At 74.3% G+C, this 21,435-nt stretch carries 17 protein-coding genes; all 17 read right to left on the bottom strand.

All coding sequences use genetic code 11. The features are described from left to right. Positions 1–95: 95 nt before the first annotated feature. On the bottom strand, positions 96–332 hold the full coding sequence (locus AC3AQ1_RS14800; protein ID WP_108719615.1) for an RNA-binding protein: 237 nt from the start codon (positions 330–332) through the stop codon (positions 96–98). A gap of 5 nt (positions 333–337) precedes the next feature. Beyond that, positions 338–784: a 30S ribosomal protein S16 gene (gene rpsP / locus AC3AQ1_RS14795; protein ID WP_108719614.1), complete on the bottom strand. Its 447-nt coding sequence runs from the start codon at positions 782–784 to the stop codon at positions 338–340. A gap of 223 nt (positions 785–1,007) precedes the next feature. Beyond that, on the bottom strand, positions 1,008–2,573 hold the full coding sequence (ffh, locus tag AC3AQ1_RS14790; RefSeq protein WP_108719613.1) for a signal recognition particle protein: 1,566 nt from the start codon (positions 2,571–2,573) through the stop codon (positions 1,008–1,010). Between the two features lie 47 nt (positions 2,574–2,620). After that, the gene (locus AC3AQ1_RS14785; RefSeq protein WP_234417546.1) at positions 2,621–4,540 is read right to left on the bottom strand and encodes a [protein-PII] uridylyltransferase; all 1,920 of its coding nucleotides are present in this window, start codon (positions 4,538–4,540) and stop codon (positions 2,621–2,623) included. Positions 4,541–4,546: 6 nt separating this feature from the next. Next, the gene (locus AC3AQ1_RS14780; protein WP_108719612.1) at positions 4,547–4,885 is read right to left on the bottom strand and encodes a P-II family nitrogen regulator; all 339 of its coding nucleotides are present in this window, start codon (positions 4,883–4,885) and stop codon (positions 4,547–4,549) included. Positions 4,886–4,887: 2 nt separating this feature from the next. Beyond that, complete coding sequence (locus tag AC3AQ1_RS14775) at positions 4,888–6,198, bottom strand: ammonium transporter (RefSeq protein WP_108719611.1); 1,311 nt, start codon at positions 6,196–6,198, stop codon at positions 4,888–4,890. A gap of 244 nt (positions 6,199–6,442) precedes the next feature. Further along, a complete protein-coding gene (ftsY, locus tag AC3AQ1_RS14770) occupies positions 6,443–7,609 on the bottom strand; it encodes a signal recognition particle-docking protein FtsY (RefSeq protein ID WP_108719610.1) in 1,167 nt (388 codons plus the stop codon). Continuing rightward, entirely contained in the window at positions 7,609–7,956 is a 348-nt protein-coding gene (locus AC3AQ1_RS14765) for a hypothetical protein (protein WP_108719609.1), read from the bottom strand. Before AC3AQ1_RS14765 ends, ftsY begins: the two co-directional genes overlap by 1 nt. Positions 7,957–8,066: 110 nt before the next feature. Next, positions 8,067–11,711, bottom strand: coding sequence for a chromosome segregation protein SMC (smc, locus tag AC3AQ1_RS14760; RefSeq protein WP_108719608.1), 3,645 nt, complete (start codon positions 11,709–11,711; stop codon positions 8,067–8,069). A gap of 165 nt (positions 11,712–11,876) precedes the next feature. Further along, the gene (gene ndk / locus AC3AQ1_RS14755) at positions 11,877–12,299 is read right to left on the bottom strand and encodes a nucleoside-diphosphate kinase (protein ID WP_108719607.1); all 423 of its coding nucleotides are present in this window, start codon (positions 12,297–12,299) and stop codon (positions 11,877–11,879) included. An 11-nt stretch (positions 12,300–12,310) separates the two neighbouring features. Then, positions 12,311–12,859: a DUF4233 domain-containing protein gene (locus AC3AQ1_RS14750; protein WP_159096587.1), complete on the bottom strand. Its 549-nt coding sequence runs from the start codon at positions 12,857–12,859 to the stop codon at positions 12,311–12,313. Positions 12,860–12,884: 25 nt separating this feature from the next. Continuing rightward, a complete protein-coding gene (gene dhaM, locus AC3AQ1_RS14745) occupies positions 12,885–13,646 on the bottom strand; it encodes a dihydroxyacetone kinase phosphoryl donor subunit DhaM (protein ID WP_108719605.1) in 762 nt (253 codons plus the stop codon). Beyond that, a complete protein-coding gene (gene dhaL / locus AC3AQ1_RS14740) occupies positions 13,643–14,281 on the bottom strand; it encodes a dihydroxyacetone kinase subunit DhaL (RefSeq protein ID WP_108719604.1) in 639 nt (212 codons plus the stop codon). Before dhaL ends, dhaM begins: the two co-directional genes overlap by 4 nt. Further along, on the bottom strand, positions 14,278–15,276 hold the full coding sequence (dhaK, locus tag AC3AQ1_RS14735; protein ID WP_108719603.1) for a dihydroxyacetone kinase subunit DhaK: 999 nt from the start codon (positions 15,274–15,276) through the stop codon (positions 14,278–14,280). The genes dhaL and dhaK overlap by 4 nt, the downstream gene beginning before the upstream one ends. A gap of 277 nt (positions 15,277–15,553) precedes the next feature. Continuing rightward, positions 15,554–16,198, bottom strand: coding sequence for a nucleoside/nucleotide kinase family protein (locus AC3AQ1_RS14730; protein ID WP_108719602.1), 645 nt, complete (start codon positions 16,196–16,198; stop codon positions 15,554–15,556). 138 nt (positions 16,199–16,336) lie between these two features. Continuing rightward, the gene (locus tag AC3AQ1_RS14725; RefSeq protein WP_108719601.1) at positions 16,337–17,770 is read right to left on the bottom strand and encodes a bifunctional folylpolyglutamate synthase/dihydrofolate synthase; all 1,434 of its coding nucleotides are present in this window, start codon (positions 17,768–17,770) and stop codon (positions 16,337–16,339) included. After that, positions 17,767–21,264 carry an isoleucine--tRNA ligase gene (gene ileS, locus AC3AQ1_RS14720; protein ID WP_108719600.1) on the bottom strand — a complete coding sequence of 1,166 codons (3,498 nt, stop codon included), beginning with the start codon at positions 21,262–21,264 and terminating at the stop codon, positions 17,767–17,769. The genes AC3AQ1_RS14725 and ileS overlap by 4 nt, the downstream gene beginning before the upstream one ends. Positions 21,265–21,435 lie beyond the last annotated feature (171 nt).

Below are 21,435 nucleotides of genomic sequence, written 5' to 3'. Positions count from 1 at the left end.
GCCGCACCGCGTGGATCGGCAGGTGGGCCGGAGACGCCGCAGGGCCGCCCGAGACGGACGGCCCTGCGGGGTGCTGCGGTGCTGCGCCCGAGTCCTCAGCGCCGGTCGACGTCGACGACGTCGATGCGCACGGGACCCTCGGCGATCGCGCCGACCACGGTGCGCAGCGCGCGCGCCGTGCGGCCGGACCGGCCGATCACCCGGCCGAGGTCGGCCGGGTTGACGCGGAGCTCGAGGTAGTCGCCGCGTCGCGCGGAGCGCGCGGTGACCTGCACGTCGTCGGGGTTGTCGACGATCCCCCGGACCAGGTGCTCGAGCGCGTCGGCCAGCATGGGGCTCAGGACTCCGTGCTCTCGGCGTCCTCCGCGGCCTCGGCCGCGGGCTCCTGCGCCGCGGCGGCGGCCTTGGCCTCGGACGCCTTGGCCTTGCGGAGCTCGGCGTCGGCCTCGACGGCGGCGATCGCCTCGGCGGTCTTGTCGGCGCTCACGGCGCCGTCCTTCGTGCGCAGGGTGCCCTCGGCGCCCGGGAGGCCCTTGAACTTCTGCCAGTCGCCGGTCACCTTGAGGAGCGCGAGGACCTGCTCGGTCGGCTGCGCGCCGACACCGAGCCAGTACTGCGCGCGGTCGGAGGAGATGTCGATGACCGACGGCTCCTCGGTCGGGTGGTACTTCCCGATCTCCTCGATGACGCGGCCGTCCCGGCGGGTGCGGGAGTCGGCGACGACGACGCGGTAGTACGGCGCGCGGATCTTGCCCAGGCGCTTGAGGCGAATCTTGACAGCCACGGTGGTGGTTACTCCTATGTCGGTGGTGAGCGCGGCCGGCCCTGGGCGTGGGGACACCCGCCGGGGCGCTCGGGACACGACGTCCACCGGAGAGAGGGCCGGAGTCGTCGGGTTCAGCGGACCATTGTGCCAGACTCGCGGGCCCGTTCCGACATCGCACCGGTGCCGGCGCGAGCGCCCGGTCCGGGCGGCCCGCGTCGAGAGGCCTCGGCCGGCCCGGCTGCTAGCGCCCGAGGTACTTCGTCAGGTCCTCGGGCAGGTCGAGCGACGGCGGCGCCGACGGGTCGGTGAGGCCGAACGCGGAACCCTTGCTCGCCGTCGGACGCTCGAGCGCCGCTCGCTCCGCGGCGGCGCGCTTGGCGGGGTTGCCGCTGCGGGACTTCTTGCCGCGCTGCACGGGCGGGGCCATCTTGCCCTTGGACTTCTTGCCCATCCCGGGCATCGAGCCGAGCCCGAAGCCGCCCCCGGCCATGTTCGGCGCGCCGCCGCCGCGGGCCATCGACCGCATCATCGTCTTGGCCTGCTCGAACCGGTCGAGCAGCTGGTTGACCTCGGTCACCGTGGTGCCCGAGCCGCGCGCGATGCGCGAGCGGCGGGAGCCGTTGATGATCTTCGGGGTGTCGCGCTCAGCGGGCGTCATGGACCGCACGATCGCCTCGACGCGGTCCACCTCGCGCTCGTCGAAGTTCTCCAGCTGCTCGCGGATCTGGGCCATCCCGGGCAGCATCCCGAGCATCTTCTTCATCGACCCGAGCTGCCGCATCTGCTGCATCTGGGTGAGGAAGTCCTGGAGGGTGAAGTCGCCGTCGCCCGCGATCTTGTTCGCGAGCTCGGCCGCCTGGTCCTCGTCGAAGGCGCGCTCGGCCTGCTCGATGAGCGTGAGCATGTCGCCCATGTCGAGGATCCGCGACGCCATCCGGTCGGCGTGGAACCGCTCGAAGTCGCCGACCTTCTCCCCCGTCGAGGCGAACATCACGGGTACGCCCGTGACGGAGGCCACCGACAGGGCGGCACCACCGCGCGCGTCACCGTCGAGCTTGGACAGCACGACACCGGTGAAGCCGACGCCCTCGGCGAACGCGTTCGCGGTGGTAACGGCGTCCTGGCCGATCATGGCGTCGATGACGAAGAGGATCTCGTCGGGCTGCGTGGCGTCGCGGATGTCCGCGGCCTGCTGCATCATCTCGGCGTCGACACCGAGGCGGCCCGCGGTGTCGACCACGACGACGTCGTAGAACTGCTCCTTCGCGTGCGCGACGCCGGAGCGCGCCACCTCGACCGGGTTGCCCACCCCGTTGCCCGGCTCGGGCGCCCAGACCGCGACGCCGGCGCCCTGGCCGACGATCTGCAGCTGCTGGACGGCGTTCGGACGCTGCAGGTCGGCGGCGACGAGGAGCGGGGTGTGGCCCTGCTCGGTGAGCCAGCGGCCGAGCTTGCCGGCGAGCGTCGTCTTGCCCGCACCCTGCAGACCGGCGAGCAGGAACACCGTCGGGGGCCGCTTGGCAAACCGCAGCTCGCGGGCCTGCCCGCCGAGGATCCGGGTGAGCTCCTCGTGGACGATCTTGACGATCTGCTGCGCGGGGTTGAGCGCCTTCGACAGCTCGGCCGCCTCGGCCCGCTCGCGCACCGTGGCGGTGAAGTCGCGCACCACCGGAAGGGCGACGTCGGCGTCCAGGAGCGCACGGCGGATCTCGGAGATCGACGCCGCGATGTCGGCGTCGGAGAGGCGGCCGCGGCCACGCAGGGACGAGACGGCGGCGTTGATGCGGTCGGACAGGCTGGCGAACACGTGACCTCGCTGGTTCGGGGGGAACGGCCCTCAGGGTATCGCGGGCGTCAGTCCACCAGCTGCGCGAGGGCCCGCCGGTACAGCGCCTCGACGAGCTGCGCGCGCCACGGCGTCCACGCCTTCGGCCCGGCCGCGCGCGCGTCCGCCTCGGTGAGCACCCGCAGGAGGGTGAGCGTCTCGCGGTCGTGGCCCACGCCGTCGAGCAGGCGCGCCGTGGTCGCGGGGTCCTCGAGGTCCGCCCGGGTCGCGAGGTCGGCGAGCAGCAGGTGGTGGCGCACGAGGCCCACCACGGCGTCGGCGTCCGGGGCGGGGACGCCGAGGGTGCGCAGCAGCGGCGCGACGCGGCGGGCTCCCTCGACGCTGTGGTCGGCGACGCCGGACACCTTGCCGAGGTCGTGGAAGATCGCGGTGAGCAGGAGGACGTCGCGCCGCGGCACGTCCTTGCCCAGCTGGGAGGCGTTCGCCGCGGTCTCGACCATGTGCCGGTCCACGGTCCAGGTGTGGATCGGGTTGCGCTGCGGACGGTTGCGCACCTCGCGCCACTGCGGGAACCAGGTCGTCACGACGCCGGCGAGGTCGAGCGCCTCCCACACGTCGACCTGCGAGGCGCCGGAGCCGAGCAGCGCGAGCAGGTGCTGGCGGGCCAGGGCCGGCCACGGCTCGGGCGGCGGCGGAGCGGTGGCGAGCGAGGCGACCGTGACGGGCGAGAGCGGCAGGCCCGTGCGCGCCGAGGTCGCGGCGGCGCGCAGCGGGAGGAGCGGATCCTCCTCGGGCCGCACCTGCGCGGCCAGGACGACCTCGCCGTCGTGCTCCACGAGGCCGTCTGCGAGCGCGCGCAGGCGCGGCGCGACCCGGCGGCCGCGGACGAGGAACGGTGCGCGCACCGAGGGCCGGCGCAGCGCCTGACGCGCGCTGCGCACCGTGATGTCGAGCGTGTAGGAGACCGTGCGGGCCGACTCGGCGATGGAGGCGAGCAGGTCGTCGCGGTCGGCGTAGCCGCAGCGCGCCGCGACGGCGTCCGCGTCCACCTGGAGCAGGCGACTGGTGTGCCGGCCGGTCTCCAGCGCGACGGCGTCGCGCACCGTGAGCAGGTGGTCGTGCGCGCGGTCGAACGCGCCGTGCGGGCGGTCGGTGAGCCACGTCGCGACGAGCGCCTCGACCACGACGGCGTCGCGGATCCCGCCGCGCGCCTCCTTGAGGTCGGGCTCGATGAGGTAGGCGAGCTCACCGCTGCGCTCGGCACGCGTGCGGGTCGAGGTGAGCAGCTCCGGCAGGCGCCGGCGGGCGGCGCCGCGCCAGTCCTCGAGCACCGCGGTGCGCGCGCGGCTCACGACCACCGGGTCGCCGGCGACCCCGCGCAGGTCGAGCAGGCCGACGGCGGCGACGAGGTCCTTGGAGGCGATCTGGCGGCACTGCGCGAGCGTGCGCACCGAGTGGTCCAGGTCCAGGCCCGCGTCCCACACGGGGTACCAGAGCGCGCTCGCGAGCGCCTCGACCTGGTCAGGGGTGAACGTGCGGCCGTCGTGCACGAGCAGGCAGTCCAGGTCCGACGTGGGCCCGGCGTCGCGCCGCCCCTGCGAGCCCACGACGGCGAGCGCGGCACCCTGGGACAGGTCGAGTCCCAGCTTCTCCCCCGCATCGCGCCACAGCGCGGCGAGCGCCTCGTCGACGACGTCGGCCAACGCCCGACGGTAGGCCTGACCCTCGAGCAGGTCGGAGTCCTCCTCGGCCGCGAACGGCGCGACCGCCGGCCGCACGCCGTCGGCGAGGCCCGCCGTCGGGCCCTGGCCTGGGCTCGCCGTCGGGCCCTGCCCTGGGCTCGCCGTCGGGCCCTGCCCCTGGCTCGCTGCCGTGCTGGCTGTGCTGGAGCCCGGTCCGCCGGGCAGCTCGAGCCGGACGCGGCGGAGGTCCCGCACCGTGCGGTGCGGGACCTCCCCCGGCACGTCCGCTCCGGTCTGAGCGGTCACGCGCTGCTACAGGGCGCCGGGGCCGTGCTCGCCGGTCCGGACGCGCACGACGTCGTCGACCGGGACCACCCACACCTTGCCGTCACCGATCTTGCCGGTCTGCGCCGCCTGCACGACGACGTCCGCCACCGTGCCGGCCGCCTCGTCCTCGACGAGCACCTCGACGCGGACCTTCGGCACGAGGTCGACGGTGTACTCGGCGCCGCGGTAGACCTCGGTGTGACCGCGCTGACGGCCGTAGCCGCTCGCCTCGCTCACGGTCATGCCGCGGATCCCGGCGGCCTCGAGGGCCGCCTTCACGTCGTCGAGCCGGTGCGGCTGGATGACTGCGGTGACAAGCTTCATGCTCACGCCTCCCCGAAGTTGCGGGACGTACCCAGGGTCTCGTACGCGGTCTCGCCGTGGGTGACGAGGTCGATGCCGCTGACCTCGACATCCTGGCTGATCCGCAGACCCATCGTCGCCTTGATGATGGAACCGATCACGAACGTCAGCACGCCGGAGAACACCACCGCGAAGAGCGCCACGATGATCTGCGCGAGCAGCTGGTTGACGCCGCCGCCGTAGAACAGACCGTTCATCGCGCCGTCCGGGATCCAGGTGCCGTTGACGTTGTCGCCGACGTGCGCGAACAGCCCGATGAGCACCGTACCCGTGAGGCCGCCCACGAGGTGGACGCCGACCACGTCGAGCGAGTCGTCGTAGCCGTACTTGTACTTGAGCCCGACGGCGAGCGCGCACAGGATGCCGGCGATGATGCCGATGGCCAGGGCGCCCACCGTGTCCACCGCGGCGGCGGCCGGCGTGATGGCCACGAGGCCCGCGACGATGCCCGAGGCGGCGCCGAGGGACGTGGCGTGTCCGTCGCGGACCTTCTCCGTGGCGAGCCAGGCGATCATCGCGATCGCGGCGGCCGCCGTCGTGTTCACCCAGGCACGTCCGGCGGTGCCGTCGGCCGCGAGCTCGGAGCCCGCGTTGAAGCCGAACCAGCCGAACCACAGCAGGGCGGCGCCCAGCATGACGAACGGCAGGTTGTGCGGACGCATCGGCTCCTTGCCGAAGCCCTTGCGCCGGCCGAGCAGGATCGCCAGCACAAGGCCTGCGACACCGGCGTTGATGTGGACGACCGTGCCGCCCGCGAAGTCGATCGGCGTGGCGATGGACGACGTGATGCCGTCCGCGCCCAGGAGGCCGCCGCCCCAGACCATGTGCGCCATCGGGATGTACACGAAGGTGACCCACACGGCGGCGAACACGAGCCAGGACGAGAACTTCATCCGGTCCGCGACCGAGCCGGAGATCAGCGCGACCGTGATGATCGCGAACGTCGCCTGGAACCCGATGAACACGAGGACCGGCAGGCCCACCGCGGAGACGAAGCTCGTCGCGTCGTCCAGGTTGTTCGACCCGAAGAACTCGAACGGGTTGCCGATGATCCCCCCGATATCGGTCCCGAATGCGCCGGAGTAGCCGTACAGGAACCAGATCGGCGCGATCAGTCCCATGGCTCCGAAGCTCATCATCATCATGTTGAGCACGGACTTGCCCCGCACCATGCCGCCGTAGAAGAACGCCAGACCCGGCGTCATCAGCAGCACGAGAGCGGAGGAGGCCAGCATCCAGGCGGTGTTGCCCGTATCCAGCACGAACTCTTCCATCCACGTCCCCTCTCCTCACCAGCCGGGTGGCTGGGTCCGGGAAGGAATCTCGCGGAGCCATGTCACGCGCCGCGGCGCGCGACGTTACGGGAACGTGACAGCGGCCCTGGCCACGTGAACTTCTCGTTGCGCGGGCTGCGAAAGCGGCCCACGCCGTCCGGATCGTGGGACAGCGCGCCCATGACGTGGCGCGACGGCGGCACGCCGAGGCGCTGGGACGGCGCTGGAAGAGCTCGCGGCCGTCTCAGCCGAGCAGGGCGTCGACGAACGACTCCGGGTCGAACGGTGCGAGGTCGTCCGGGCCCTCGCCCAGGCCGACGAGCTTCACGGGGATGCCGAGCTCGCGCTGGACCGCGACGACGATGCCGCCCTTGGCGCTCCCGTCGAGCTTGGTGAGCACGATGCCGGTGAGCTGGGCGACCTCGGCGAACACGCGTGCCTGACGCAGCCCGTTCTGCCCGGTCGTCGCGTCCAGGACGAGGAGCGACTCGGTGATCGGCGCGCGCCGGCTCGCCACACGGGCGATCTTGCCGAGCTCGTCCATGAGGCCGGCCTTGTTCTGCAGGCGACCGGCGGTGTCGATGATGACGACGTCCACGCCGTCGGCGACGCCGCGGTCCACCGCGTCGTGGGCCACGCTCGCCGGGTCCGCGCCGTCACGGTCGCTGCGCACGACCTCGACGCCGACCCGCTGGGCCCACGTGGCAAGCTGGTCGGCCGCGGCCGCGCGGAAGGTGTCGGCGGCGCCGAGGAGAACGGTCTGGTCCTGCGCCACGAGCAGGCGCGCCAGCTTGCCGACGGTGGTGGTCTTGCCGGTCCCGTTGACGCCGACCATGAGCACGGTCGCGGGCAGCCAGGTGCCGTCCACCTCGCGGCGCGCCGTCGCGAGCGTGCGGTCCATCGTGGGGTCGACCTGGGCCAGGAGCAGCTCGCGCAGCGTGGCCCGGATCGCGACGGGGTCCCGCGTGCCGTCCACGCGCAGGCGGGTGCGCAGCTCGGTGAGCAGCGCCGTGGTCGGCTCGAGGCCGAGGTCGGCCTGCAGCAGGGTCTCCTCGAGCTCCTCCCACGCCGCCTCGTCGAGCCGGTCGCGGCCGAGCACGGCGAGCAGGGCCTGGCCGAGCGCGCCGGACCGTGCCAGCCGCGAGCGGAGGCGGACCAGCCGGCTCGGCACGCTCTCCGGGGCGGTGAGCTCCGGCGCGGTGGCGGCGGGTGGTGCGCGGGACGGCTCGGCCGTCTCGACCGGTTCCTCGCCCGAGGGCGGCGCCGGCCCGGTCGGCGGGGTGGTGGGCTCCGCGACGGGCGGGGCCGCAGGCGGGAGCGCGCGACGGCGGCGGCGCGGGACGAGCAGCGCCAGCGAGCCGACGACGAGGACGACGACGCCGATGAGGACCGGCAGGACCCAGTCGGCCATCAGGAGTGGGAGTCTCCCCGCACACGGCCCGCGAGGGCGCGCGAGGAGCTGACGATCGACTCCAGGCCGTGCTCGATCCCGTGCTCGACGCGGGCCGGGACCGTCACGTACCCGTCGGCCTGCTCGGCGTCCGCGAGGAGGTCGGCGATGCCCACCGTCTCGCCGTCCGCGGCGGCGCGATGCTCCTCGACGATGCCGGGACCACCCACGCGTTCACCGCGCACGAGGTCCGACAGACGGTTGCGCCAGCCCTCCTCGGGGCGCCGCACGACCATCATGACGGCGAGCAGACCCCCGGCGAGCAGGACGGCCAGGACGATGGCCCAGACGGCGGAGAAGGCAGGCATGCGTCCAGTATCGCCCGGGCGTCCCGGCGCGTCGGGGGCGCCACGCCCGTCGAGAAGCGAAGGGGTCGTGAAGGTGCGTGAGGTCGCTCACCCGCGCGGAGCGGGGCCGGTCAGACGTCGGGATCGCCGGGCTCGCCGTCGCGCTCGATGCGCTGACCGATGACGGCGGACACGCCGTCGCCCCGCATGGTCACCCCGTACAGGGCGTCCGCGATCTCCATCGTGCGCTTCTGGTGCGTGATGACGATGAGCTGGGAGCTGCTGCGCAGCTCGGCGAAGATCTCCAGGAGCCGACCGAGGTTGACGTCGTCGAGCGCGGCCTCGACCTCGTCCATGACGTAGAACGGGCTCGGGCGGGCGCGGAAGATCGCGACCAGCAGCGCCACGGCCGTCAGCGAGCGCTCGCCACCGGACAGCAGCGACAGCCGCTTGACCTTCTTGCCCGGCGGGCGAGCCTCGACCTCGATCCCGGTGGTGAGCATGTCGTCGGGCTCGGTGAGCAGCAGCCGCCCCTCGCCGCCGGGGAAGAGCCGCGCGAACACGCCGCGGAACTCGCGCTCGGTGTCGACCCACGCCTCGGTGAACACCTGCTCGACGCGCGCGTCGATCTCCTTGACGATCTCGAGCAGATCCGCGCGGGACTTGCGCACGTCGGCGAGCTGCTCCACGAGGAACGCGTGCCGCTCCTCCAGGGCCGCGTGCTCCTCCAGGGCCAGCGGGTTGACCTTGCCCAACAGCGCCAGGGCGCGTTCGGCCGATCGCAGGCGCTTCGTCTGCCGGTCGCGGTCGTAGGGCTCGGTGGGGGTGCTCGCGTCCGGGTCGTCGGGGGCGTCGGTGGCTTCGGTGGCGTCGGATCCCGCGACCCCGAGCAGCGGCACCGGCACGTCGGGTCCGAACTCGGCCAGCAGGATCTCGGGGTCTAGTGCGAGCTCGTCCAGGCTGCGCTGCTCGAGGGCCTCCACCCGCATCCGCTGCTCGGCGCGCGCGAGCTCGTCGCGGTGGAACGCGTCGGTGAGCTCCGCCAGGCGCCGCGCGAGCACGTCGACCCGCGTGCGAGTCGTCGCGATCCGCTCGTCCACCTCGGCCCGCTGCTGCTGGGCGGCGTCGCGGTCCTCCGCCGCGCGCGCGAGCGAGGTCTCCAGCAGCACGAGCGTGGCCGACGCCGCCTGCCGCACGCGGTCGGCCACCGCGGCGCGACGCTGCCGGGCCGCCTCGAGGCTCGCCGCCCGCGCCCGGGCGTCCCGCTCGACCCGGGCGGCCCGCTCGAGGCTCGCCGCGCGGCCGGCGGCCGCCCGCGTGCGCTCCTCGACGGTGCGCATGGCGAGGCGTGCGTCGGTCTCCGCGGAGCGGGCCGCGCGCGCCGCGTCGGCGCACGCGTCCCGGTGCTCGGTGGCGCGGTCGAGGTCGGCCGCCGCGTCGGCGGGCTCGGCCTGGGCCACCTCCAGGCGCGCGAGCAGGTCCGCGAGCTCGCTCTCGCGCTCCTCGCGGCCTGCCTCGGCGGCGGCGATCGCGGCCTCGGCCCGCTGCGCCTCGCCGCGCGCGCCGCGGATCGCGGCGCTCAGCCGGCCCAGCCGCTCGGCGACGGCGGTGAACGCGGCGTCGGACGCGTGCAGGTCCGCCAGGGTGGCGTCGTAAGCCGCCTGCGCCGATGCGGCGTCCTCCCGCTTCGCCTGGAGCGCGAACCTCGCCCGGTCGCCGCGCTCACGCGCCGCGTCCCGCTCCCGCGCCGCCTCCTCGCGCGCCGCCGTGATCGCGAGCAGGTTGGCCTCGCCCGACACCCCGCCGCTCGCGTGCGTCGCGGTCAGCACGTCGCCCTCGCGGGTCGCCACCACGCGCACCCCGGGTGCGGCGAGCGCCGCACGGCCCGCGCCGAGGTCCTCGACCAGCGCCACGCCGTCGAGCAGGCCGACGACGGCGGAGCGCACGTCCGCGCGGATCGTCACCTCCGCGAGGGCCCAGGTCGCCCCGGGGGGCGCGGCGGGCGCGGCGGGCGCGGCGGGCGCGGCGGCGGCGGCGCTCGCCTCGGGCTCGCCGTCGGCCGCGTCCTGGGCGAGCACGAGCCGGGCTCGGCCGGCGTCGGTCTCGCGCACGCGGCGCAGCGCGTCGACCGCGGCGCCCACGCCGTCGACCACGGCCGCGTGCACCAGCTCACCGAGGGCCGCCGCGACGGCGGCCTCCCACCCGGGTGCGACCGCGAGGGCGTCGGCGAGCGGTCCGCGCAGGCCGGCCACGCCGTCGTCCGCGAGCAGGGCACCCGTGCCGTCACCGCGCTCGGCCGAGAGGGCGAGGGCGTCGTGCCGCGCGGTCCAGCGGTCCGCGTCCCCGGTCGCGGTGCGCAGCTCGGCCTCGAGCCGCGCGATCCCCTCGCGCGCCTGCTCCAGCCGCGCGCTCGCGGACTCGTGCGCGGCGTCCAGGCCCTCCTCGCCGTCCTGCACACCGGCGGCGGTGAGCTCGAGCTCGGCGAACTCGACCTCGGCCTCGCTCGCGCGGCGGGACGCGTCGGTGAGCACCGCGCCGAGCCGCTCGAGCTCGGCCTGCTGGGCCTCGACGCGGCTGCGGACGGCGCCGACCTTGCCCGCGAGCCGAGCCAGGCCCTCGCGGCGGTCGGCGACGCCCCGGTGCACGGCGGCGAGCTCCTTCTCGGCCGCCGCCGCCGCCTCCTCCGCGACCCGCCGGGCGCCGAGCGCGGCCTCGAGCGCCGCCGTCGCCGCCGCGAGCTCGGCGCGGGTCAGCCGCTCCGCCTCCCGCGCGCGCTCGGCCTGCGCGTCCAGGTCGTCCGGGTCGGGCCCGTCGTGCTGCGCGACCGCCGTGCCGAGCAGCCGGCACCGCTCGTCGGCGAGCGTCGCCGTGCCGCGCAGCCGCTCGCGCACCCCGGACAGCCGGTACCAGACCTCGGTCGCCTCGGCGACGGCGGGTGCGAGCCGCGCGCCCTCGGCCTCCGTCCGGGCGAGCTCGGCGCGCGCCGTCTCGAGCGCGGCCTCGACCTCCTCACGGGCGGCCTCCAGCGCCGTGACGTCGGCGACCTCGGCGGCGTGCGCGGCCCGCGCCTGGGCGAGGTCGTCGGCGAGGAGGCGGGCGCGTGCGTCGCGCAGGTCGGCCTGGACGGTCGCGGCACGCCGGGCGACCTCGGCCTGCCGGGCGAGCGGGCCGAGCTGACGCCGGATCTCGCCCACGAGGTCGGTGAGCCGGGCGAGGTTCGCCGCCGTCGACTCGAGCTTGCGCAGCGCCTTCTCCTTGCGCTTGCGGTGCTTGAGGATGCCCGCGGCCTCCTCGATGAAGCCGCGGCGCTCCTCGGGCGTGGCGCGCAGCACGGCGTCGAGCTGGCCCTGCCCCACGATGACGTGCATCTGCCGGCCGAGCCCGGAGTCGGAGAGCAGGTCCTGGATGTCGAGCAGCCGGCACGGCGTGCCGTTGATCGCGTACTCCGAGCCGCCGGAGGAGAACATGGTCCGCGAGATCGTGACCTCGGCGTAGTCGATCGGCAGCGCGCCGTCGGAGTTGTCGATCGTGAGGGCGACCTCGGCGCGCCCTAGCGGGGGGCGCGAGGAGGTGCCGGCGAAGATCACGTCGGACATCTGTCCGCCGCGCAGCGACTTCGCGCCCTGCTCCCCCATCACCCACGCGAGGGCGTCGACGACGTTCGACTTGCCCGAGCCGTTGGGGCCCACGACGCACGTGATGCCCGGCTCGAGGTGCAGGGTGGTCGCGGACGCGAACGACTTGAAGCCGCGCAGCGTCAACGTCCGCAGGTACACGCCTGGAACTCTATGGGGTCGTGCGAGCGCGGCCGGGCAGCCCGCGACCTGCGGTGGCGTCGAAGTGGCCGGCCGGCGCGGTCTCCGGCGCGGTCATCGGCGCGGCGCTCGGCGCCGTGCTCGGCGGCGTCCGTGCCGTGCGTGCCGACCACGCGCGCCGATCCGTCAGGACGGGAACCAGAGCGCGATCTCGCGCTCGGCGGACTCCGGGGAGTCGGAGGCGTGCACAAGGTTGCGCTGCACCTTCTCGCCCGTGTCGGCGCCGAGGTCGCCGCGGATCGAGCCGGGCGCGGCGGCCGTGGGGTCGGTCGCGCCGATGATCGTGCGCACGCCCTCGATCACCCGGAAGCCCTCCACGACCACGGCCACGAGCGGACCGGAGCCCATGAACTGCAGGAGCGGGGCGTAGAACGGCTTGCCGACGTGCTCGGCGTAGTGCGCCTCGAGCAGCAGCGTGTCCGCCGTGCGCAGGTCGAGGGCGGTGAGGCGGTACCCCTTGGCCTCGATGCGGCGGAGGATCTCGCCGGTGAGGCTGCGGGCGACGCCGTCGGGCTTGACGAGGACGAGGGTGCGCTGAACGTCGGTCACGGGTCGTGACCCTACCGCCCGGGCTCGGTCGCGCTCGTCCTGCCCGGGTCTCCGGCGGACCCGGTGTCGGCGGGGGTGCCGCGCTCGGCGTCGGCGTCGCCGTCGGCCGTGCCGTCGACCCCGCCGGCGGCACGCCAGTGCGCCAGCTCGGCGACGTGCCGCTCGGCCCGCTCGCGGTCGATCCGCGCCCCGACCCGCAGCGACACGACCCACACCACCCCGAACACCACCGCGACGGTGAGCAGGTGCGCGCGGAGGTCGGCCATGAGCAGGCCGGCCACCAGGAGCGCCACCTGGATCGCCGAGCCGAGCACGTAGCCCGCCCGCGAGCGCAGCGACCCGGCCGCGACGAGGCACAGCACGGCCGCGCCCGCGCCGACGGCGAGGATCGCCGGCGTCGGCGCGGAGCGCAGCCCGTAGGCGGCCACGGCCGCGAAGAACACCACGAAGGCCTCGAGCCCGAGCACGGTCGAGCAGAACATCCGCAGCGCCGACCGGGGCGCACGCGGCGGCGGGCCGGGGTCGGTGGCGTCGGGACTGGTCGCGTCGGGATCGGTCACCGCGCCCACTCCCTCCTGCGTCGGGCTAGAGCTCACCGAAACCGCTCTCGAACGTATGCGCGACGGCGTCGATCGCCTCGTGCGCCTCGGGTCCGGTCGCGGCGAGGGTCACCTCGAGCCCCTGGGTGAGCCCCAGACCCATGAGCGAGAGCAGGCTGCCTGCGTCCACGCCGTCGATCGTGACCTCGGCGTCGAACGACGCCGCGAGCTGGGCGAGCGTGGCGGCCGGGCGAGCGTGCAGGCCCTGCGGGTTCGTCACCCTGACCCGCCGGCTCACTGCTCCCGAGGCGGTCGGGACCGCAGCGCGGTCGTGCGAGGCGTCCGAGCAGGTGACCCCGCGGGGCTGCTCCGGGTCGAGCTCGTCCTGCACCTGCCGGGTCGCGGCGGCCGCGGCGGCCACGACGTCGCGCACCGAGCCGCCGGTCTGCGCGGCCACGGCGGCCGCGACCGCACCCTCGACGAACGCGCCCCCGGCGAGCACCACGCGGGAGTCCTCGAGCGCCTCGACGACCGACTCGGCCGTCATCCGGGCCGAGCCGATGTCGGCGAGGATCACCACGCCGTCGCAGCCCGCGTCCAGCTCGGCCGCGACGGCGCGCTCGACGACGTCGAAGCTCGTGCCGAGCCGCGCGTCGTCGGTGCCGCCCGCGGGGCGAAGCACGACGTCGGGCGCCATCTGGGCGGCGAGCTCGACGACCCCGGCGGCGAGCAGCGCGGAGTGCGAGACGAGGACGAGGCCGGTGGTGCTCTCGGTCCGGCCCGGACCGCCGGGGCGGCGCAGGCTCATGCCTGCGCCGCCCGGGCGGCCGCATCGAGCAGGAGCGCGCTGGAGGCCGCACCCGGGTCGCGGTGGCCGACGCTGCGCTCGCCGAGGTAGCTCGCGCGGCCCTTGAGCGCGACGAGCGGATCGGTGTCCACGGCGCCCTGCCGCGCCGCGTCGGCGGCGGCGCGCAGGACCTCCGCCGGGCTCGCTCCCGAGGCGGCCGACGCCTGGGCCGCGGCGACGGCGGGGGTCCACGCGTCGACCATCGTCTTGTCACCCACGTTGGCCTTGCCGCGCGCGACGATGCCCTCGAGCCCGGCGTCGAGCAGGGTGTGCACGCCCTCCGCGTCGATCTCCGGCGCGTCGCTCACCTTGGCCGCACGCAGGAACGCCGTGCCGTAGAGCGGTCCGGCGGCGCCGCCGACGGTCGACATCAGGGTGGTCGCGACGAGCTTGAGCACCCCGCCGACCGTCTCGGCGCTGGAGCCGTCGACCGCGGCGGCCACCGCGGTGAAGCCGCGGGCGAGGTTCTCGCCGTGGTCGCCGTCGCCGATCTCGCGGTCGAGCTCGGACAGCTCGACCCGGTGCTCGACGACGGTCTCGGTGGCCAGGGTGACGAATCGCCGCGCCCACGCGACGTCGAGGGTGGCTGCGCTCACAGCTCCCACCGTAGTGCCGCCGTACGGACGGGCGCGTCGTAGAGGGCGGTGAGCTCGTCGTCGAGGACGAGCACGGTGACGCTCGCGCCCTGCATCTCCAGCGACGTGACGTAGTTGCCCACGAGGGACCGCGCCACCGTGACGCCGCGCGCCTCGAGCTGCTTGCGCGCGTGCCGGTAGACGATCGACAGCTCCGACGCCGGGGTGCCGCCCATGCCGTTGACCAGCAGCAGGACGTTCTCGCCGCCGGACAGGCCGAGGTCCTCGACCACCGGTTCGAGCAGCAGGTCCGTGATCTCGTCCGCGCTCGCGAGCGGGATGCGCCGCCGGCCGGGCTCGCCGTGGATGCCGATGCCGATCTCGATCTCGTCCTCGGCCAGGTCGAACGACGGCTTGCCCGCGTGCGGCACGGTGCACGCCGTGAGGGCCACGCCCATCGAGCGCACCTGCGCGTTCACCTTCTGCGCGACGGCGAGCACCGCCTGCAGGTCGTCGCCTCGCTCGGCCGCGGCGCCGGCGATCTTCTCGACCAGGACGGTGCCGGCCACGCCGCGCCGTCCGGCTGTGTAGAGCGAGTCCTCGACGGCCACGTCGTCGTTCACCACGACGGTCGCCACCTCGATGTCCTCGGCGTCGGCGAGCTCCGCGGCGGTCTCGAAGTTGAGCACGTCGCCGGTGTAGTTCTTCACGATGTGCAGGACGCCCGTGCCGCCGTCGGCCGCCTTCGTGGCGACGAGGATCGGGTCCGGGGTCGGCGAGGTGAACATCGCGCCGGGGACCGCGGCGTCGAGCATGCCGACGCCCACGAACCCGGCGTGCAGCGGCTCGTGGCCGCTCCCACCGCCGGAGACGAGGCCCACCTTGCCCTGCACCGCGCCGCCCTTGCGCGCCACCACGAGGCCGTCCAGCTGGACGACGATGTCCTCATGGGCGGCGACGAAGCCCTCCACCGCCTCCTGCGTGACGGTCGAGGGGTCGTTGATCAGCTTCTTCACGTCGAGCTCCTTCGCTGCGTGTCTTGCTCCGCCGGGTCTCCCCCGACCCACGCGCCGGAGCACGCGTGGGCCACGTCCCACTCTGCACCCGCGCGGTCATCCGTGCGAGCAGTGTGCACGGGAGTGCCGACGCGGTGCCTCGCGGTGGCCGTCCGTGCGCCCACTCCGTTCGCGAGGTACTTTCCGTCCTTTCGCGAGGTACTTTCCGTCCTTTCGCGAGAGGATCTCCGTCCTTTCGCGAGAGGATCTTCGTCGCCCGCCTGCGCGGAGCGACCTCTCAGGCGAGCGATCCCGGCACGACGAGGTCGGCGCGGTCCCGGGTCGACTCGACCACGACGGCGTTGGGCCCGTCGACCTCGGCGGCCCACGCCGTCGCCGCCTCCACCGAACGCTGCCGGGAGTGCCGCGCGACGAGGCGGCGGGTGCGCTCGCCGTCGGGCGTGCTGACGAACCACACCTCGTCGAGCGCGGCACGCACCTCGTCCCAGGGCGCCTGCGCGACGAGGAGGTAGTTGCCCTCGGTGACGACGATCCGGTGCGCGGGCTCGACGGCGATCTCCGCCGCGATCGGTTCGCCCACCTCGCGGCGGTAGCTGGGCGCGTACACCGTCCGGTCGACCTCGTGGCGCAGTCGGGTGAGCAGCGCGAGGTAGCCCCAGCCGTCGAAGGTGTCGAGCGCGCCCTTGCGGCCGCTCCGCCCGAGCGCCGCGAGGGTCCGGTTCGCCAGGTGGAAGCCGTCCATCGGCACGTGCACGGCGTCGGGTCCGAGCTCGGCCACGAGCCGGGTCGCGAGGGTCGTCTTGCCCGCACCCGGGCTCCCGGTCAGGCCGAGAAGCACGCGACCCGGCGGCGTGCCGGGCGACGACGGCGTGCCGAACGTCCGCACGCGGGCCACGAGTGCGTCGAGAGAGTCGGCGATCACGCCGACAGCCTGACACGGGGCGGCGGGCGTCGCCGATCGACCGTGCCGACGACCGGGACCCTCTCGCGAAAGGACGGACTTCCTCTCGCGAAAGGACGGAAAGCACCTCGCGAAAGGACGGAAAGTACCTCGCGAACGTCAGGGGCGGCCGAACAGCGCGCGCACCTCCGCCGCCAGCACCACGGACCCCAGCGCGATGACGCCGGCCCCCGTCCCCACGCCCATGGCCTCGGACTCCGCCAGCTCGGCGGCCAGCGTCAACGCGTCGGAGAGCCGGTCGGCCACGTGCACGCGGTCCTCCCCGAACACGTCGCGGGCCAGCTCGGCGAGGTCCTCCAGCTCCATGGACCGCACGGAGGAGGAGTGCGTCACGACGATCTCGTCCAGCACCGGCTCGAGCTCGGCGAGGATCCCCTCGACGTCCTTGTCCCCCATCACGCCGAACACGCCGACGAGCCGCTCGAACGCGAACGCCTCCTCGAGCGTGGCGACGGCGGCCCGCGCCCCCGCGGGGTTGTGCGCCGCGTCGACCAGCACGGTCGGCGAGGAGCGCACCAGCTCCATCCGCCCGGGCGAGGTCACGCCGGCGAACGCCGCCTCGACCACCTCCCCCGGCAGCGCGACGCCGCCCAGGAAGGCCTCGACGGCGGCGACGGCGAGCAGTGCGTTGTGCGCCTGGTGCTCGCCGTGCAGCGGGACGAACACGTCCTCGTACACCGCACCGATGCCGCGCAGCGTGACGACCTGACCGCCGACGGCGACCGACCGCGCGAGCACCGCGAGCCCGGGCGTGAGCAGCAGCTCCTCGCCCTCGACGTCGTCGGGCACCTCGACCACGACCCGCGCGCCGACCGCCTCGGCCCGGTCGAGCACCACGGCGAGCGCCTCGTCGCTCTGGCGGGCGAGGACCGCCGTCGCGCCCGGTTTGATGATCCCGGACTTCACGCCCGCGATCTCGGCGACGGTGTGCCCGAGCCAGCGCTCGTGGTCCAGCGCGATCGGGGTGAGCACGGCGACCTCGGCGTCCACGACGTTCGTGGAGTCCCACTCCCCGCCCATCCCGACCTCGAGCACCGCGACGTCCACCGGCGCATCCGCGAACGCGGCGAACGCCATGGCCGTGAGCACCTCGAAGAACGACAGGATCCCGGTCGCGCCGTACTTCCCCGACGCGACGAGCTCGTCGTCGACCAGCCCGACGTACGGCGCGATGTCGTCCCACGTGCGCACCCAGGCCTCGGCGCTGATCGGCTCGCCGTCGATCGCGATGCGCTCACGCACGTTCGCCAGGTGCGGCGACGTGAACCGCCCGGTGCGCAGGTTCAGCTCGCGCAGCAGCGCGTCGATCATCCGCGCGGTCGACGTCTTGCCGTTCGTCCCCGTGAGGTGGATGGCCCGGAAGGAGCGCTGCGGCTCCCCCAGCAGGTCCACGATCCGGCGCACCCGGTCGATCGTCGGGTCGAAGTCGTGCTCCGGAGTGCGGCGCAGGATCTCGTGGTAGATCTCCCGCGCCCGCGCCTCGATCGCGCGGTCCTCCTCGCGGCGCGACGCGTCCGCACCGCCCCGGCTCACTCGATCACCTCCGCCGTCGCACGCTCGGCGTCGCCGGTCTCGGCGTCGGCCTCGGCCCGCGCGAGCTCCACGACGGCGACGCCCCCCTTGGGCACGTCGACCTCCGGCACGACGTCGAGCTCGAGCGCGACGGCGAGCGTCTCCTTCGCGATGAACGCGCGGTGGGCCTGAGCCGCGGCGCGATGGTGCTCGGCGACCCCGAGGCGCAGCACGATCCGGTCGGTGACGTGCAGGTCCGCGGCCTTGCGCGCGTCCTGCACCTGCCGCACGACGTCGCGCGCGTACCCCTCGGCGCGCAGCTCGGCGTCCAGCGCCAGGTCGAGCACCACGAACCCGCCGCCGGGCAGCACCGCGACAGCGAGCTCGCCCTCGCCGGTCCCCGCGGCCTGCGTGACGAGCTCGTACTCGCCCTCCACGAGGGCGACCCCGCCGGCGGTGACCGTGCCGTCGGCGTCCTGCGCCCAGTCACCCTCGCGGGCCGCCCGGATCACCTGCTGCACCTGCTTGCCCAGGCGCGGTCCGGCCGCCCGGGCGTTCACGGTGAGCCGCGTGACGACGCCGTAGCGCGCCGCGGCGTCGGAGCCGAGGTCCTCCAGGCGCACCTCCTTGAGGTTCACCTCGCTCGCCACGATCGGCGCGAAGGGCTCGAACGCGGCGGCCTCGGCCTCGTCGGCCAGCACGACGGCGAGCGAGCGGAGCGGTTGACGGACCCGGACCTTCGCGGCCTTGCGCAGCGCGTGCGCCGTGGAGACCACCTCGCGCACGCGGTCCATCGCCGCGACCAGGTCGGGGTCGGGCACGAGCGCGGGCTCGACGTCGTACTGCGTGCTCGCGAGCCGGGAGGTGAACGCGTCCTCGTGCGATGCGTTCTCCGCGCGCGCCTCGGTCCGCACCGTCACCGGCCAGTCGGTGAGGTGCACCGACTCCTCGCCGGTCAGGCCGCGCCAGATCTCCTCGGTCAGCAGCGGGGCGAACGGCGCCATGATCCGGGTGAGCGCCTCCAGGGCCGTCCACAGCGTGTCGTAGGCGGTCGTGTCCTCGTCCCAGAACCGCTGCCGCTGCGTGCGGACGTACCAGTTCGTCAGCAGGTCGATGTGCTCGCGGATGAGCTGGCACGCGCCGGCGATGTCGTACCCGTCGGCCGCCCGCGTGACGTCGCGCGCGAGGTCGTGCGTGCGCGCGAGGAGGTAGCGGTCCATCTCGGTGTACCCGGCCAGCCGGCCATCGGCGTCGGGCGAGACGCGCTGCGCGCGGTAGCCCTCGCCGTCGTGCATGGTGTTGGCGTAGAGCGCGAAGAAGTACCACGCGTTCCACAGCGGCAGCAGCACGCCGCGCACCTCGGCGCGGATGCCCTCCTCGGTGACGACGAGGTTGCCCCCGCGCAGGATCGGGCTGGCCATGAGGAACCAGCGCATCGCGTCCGAGCCGTCGCGGTCCAGCACCTCGGTCACGTCGGGGTAGTTGCGCAGCGACTTCGACATCTTGCGCCCGTCGGAGCCGAGCACGATGCCGTGGCTGATCGCGCTGCGGAACGCGGGCCGGTCGAACAGCGCGGTGGCCAGCACGTGCAGCGTGTAGAACCAGCCGCGGGTCTGGCCGATGTACTCCACGATGAAGTCGCCCGGGTAGTGATGCTCGAACCAGTCCGCGTTCTCGAACGGGTAGTGCACCTGGGCGAACGGCATCGAGCCGGAGTCGAACCAGACGTCCAGCACGTCGGGGATGCGGCGCATCGTGGACCGCTGGTCGTCGGGTCGAGGATCGTCCGGGTTGGGCCGGGTCAGCTGGTCGACCCACGGCCGGTGCAGGTCGGGCTGGCCGAGGTCGTTGCGCGGCACGTCGCCGAAGTCGCGTGCGAGCTCCTCGAGCGAACCGTAGACGTCGATCCGCGGGTACGCGGGGTCGTCGCTCACCCACACGGGGATGGGCGTGCCCCAGTAGCGGTTGCGGCTGATCGACCAGTCCCGCGCGCCCGCGAGCCACTTGCCGAACTGGCCGTCGCGGATGTGCTCGGGCGTCCAGGCGATCTCCTGGTTGAGCTCGACCATCCGGTCGCGGAACTGCGTGACCCGGACGAACCAGCTCGACACCGCCTTGTAGATGAGCGGGTTCCGGCACCGCCAGCAGTGCGGGTAGGAGTGGTCGTAGGTCTCGTGGCGCAGCACGATCGGCCGCGCGTCCGCCGGCACCGCGGCGAGCGGGCCGGAGCCCGCCTTGAGGTCGGCGATGATCGCGGCGTTGGCGTCGAAGACCTGGACGCCTTCGTAGTCCGGCACGAGCGCCGTGAAGCGCCCACCGGAGTCGACGGTCACGACGGGCGTAATCCCGACGGCGTCGCACGCCGCCATGTCGTCCTCACCGAACGCGGGGGCCATGTGCACGAGGCCCGTGCCGTCCTCGGTGGTGACGAAGTCGCCCGCGATCACTCCGAAGGCGTGCGGGTTGTCCTCCGGCGCGACGCCGAGCGCGTCCCGGGCGGCCTGGTCCCGCTCCGCGTAGGCCGCCTCGTCGGCGAAGAACGGGAACGGCGGGTGGTAGTGCGCGCCCACGAGGTCGCTGCCCTGGATGGTCTCGACCACGCGCGCGTCCTCGCCCAGCTCGCGCGCGTAGGCGGCGAGGCGCGCCTCGGCGAGGATCACGCGGGGCGGTGCCTCGCCGTCGGGCACGGACGTCGCGAGCGGGGAACCCTCGGCGGGCTCGACGACGACGTAGGCCACGTCCGGGTTCACCGCCACCGCCTGGTGGCTGGGCAGGGTCCACGGCGTCGTGGTCCAGATCAGCAGGTACTCCCCGCTCAGCAGCCGCAGGCCGACCGTGAGCGCCGGGTCCTGGCGCATCTGGTAGACGTCGTCGTCCATCCGCAGCTCGTGGTTGGACAGCGGCGTCTCGTCGCGCCAGCAGTAGGGCAGCACGCGGAAGCCCTCGTACGCCAGGCCCTTGTCGTAGAGCTGCTTGAACGCCCAGATCACCGACTCCATGAACGTGGGATCGAGCGTCTTGTAGTCGTTATCGAAGTCCACCCACCGCGCCTGGCGGGTGACGTACTCCTGCCACTCCTTGGTGTAGCGCAGCACCGACTCGCGGCAGGCGGCGTTGAACGCCTCGATGCCCATCGCCTCGATCTGGGACTTGTCCGTGATGCCGAGGATGCGCTCGGCCTCGAGCTCGGCGGGCAGGCCGTGGGTGTCCCAGCCGAACCGGCGCTCCACGTGCTTGCCGCGCATCGTCTGGTACCGCGGCACCACGTCCTTGACGTAGCCGGTGAGCAGGTGGCCGTAGTGCGGCAGGCCGTTGGCGAAGGGCGGGCCGTCGTAGAAGACGAACTCGTTACCGCCGTTCTCGCCCGCGTCGCGGTTCGTGACGCTCCTGCGGAAGGTGTCGCCGGCCTCCCACGAGGCCAGCACGGCGCGCTCGATCGCCGGGATCGACGGCGAGGCCACGAGCGGGGTCGAGGGCGCGGCGTCGCGGCTGAGGGGGTAGTGCGAGCTGGTCAACGGTGCTCCTGCGGGGTGCGGGTGGTGCGGCCGGCCGCGCGGTGCCGGGGCGTCGCGCGGGTCGTGCGTGCCACCGGCCTCCTCTGCTGGCCGGCGACGGGCACGAGGACGACCTCCCGGCGCTGGCCGGTGGACCGCGGTACCACCCCGCTTGCCACGCGCTGCACCGCA

The organism is Miniimonas sp. S16, from assembly GCF_057748195.1.
The sequence above is the reverse complement of the archived record's forward strand: the minus strand, read 5'-3'. Positions and strand labels throughout refer to the sequence as shown.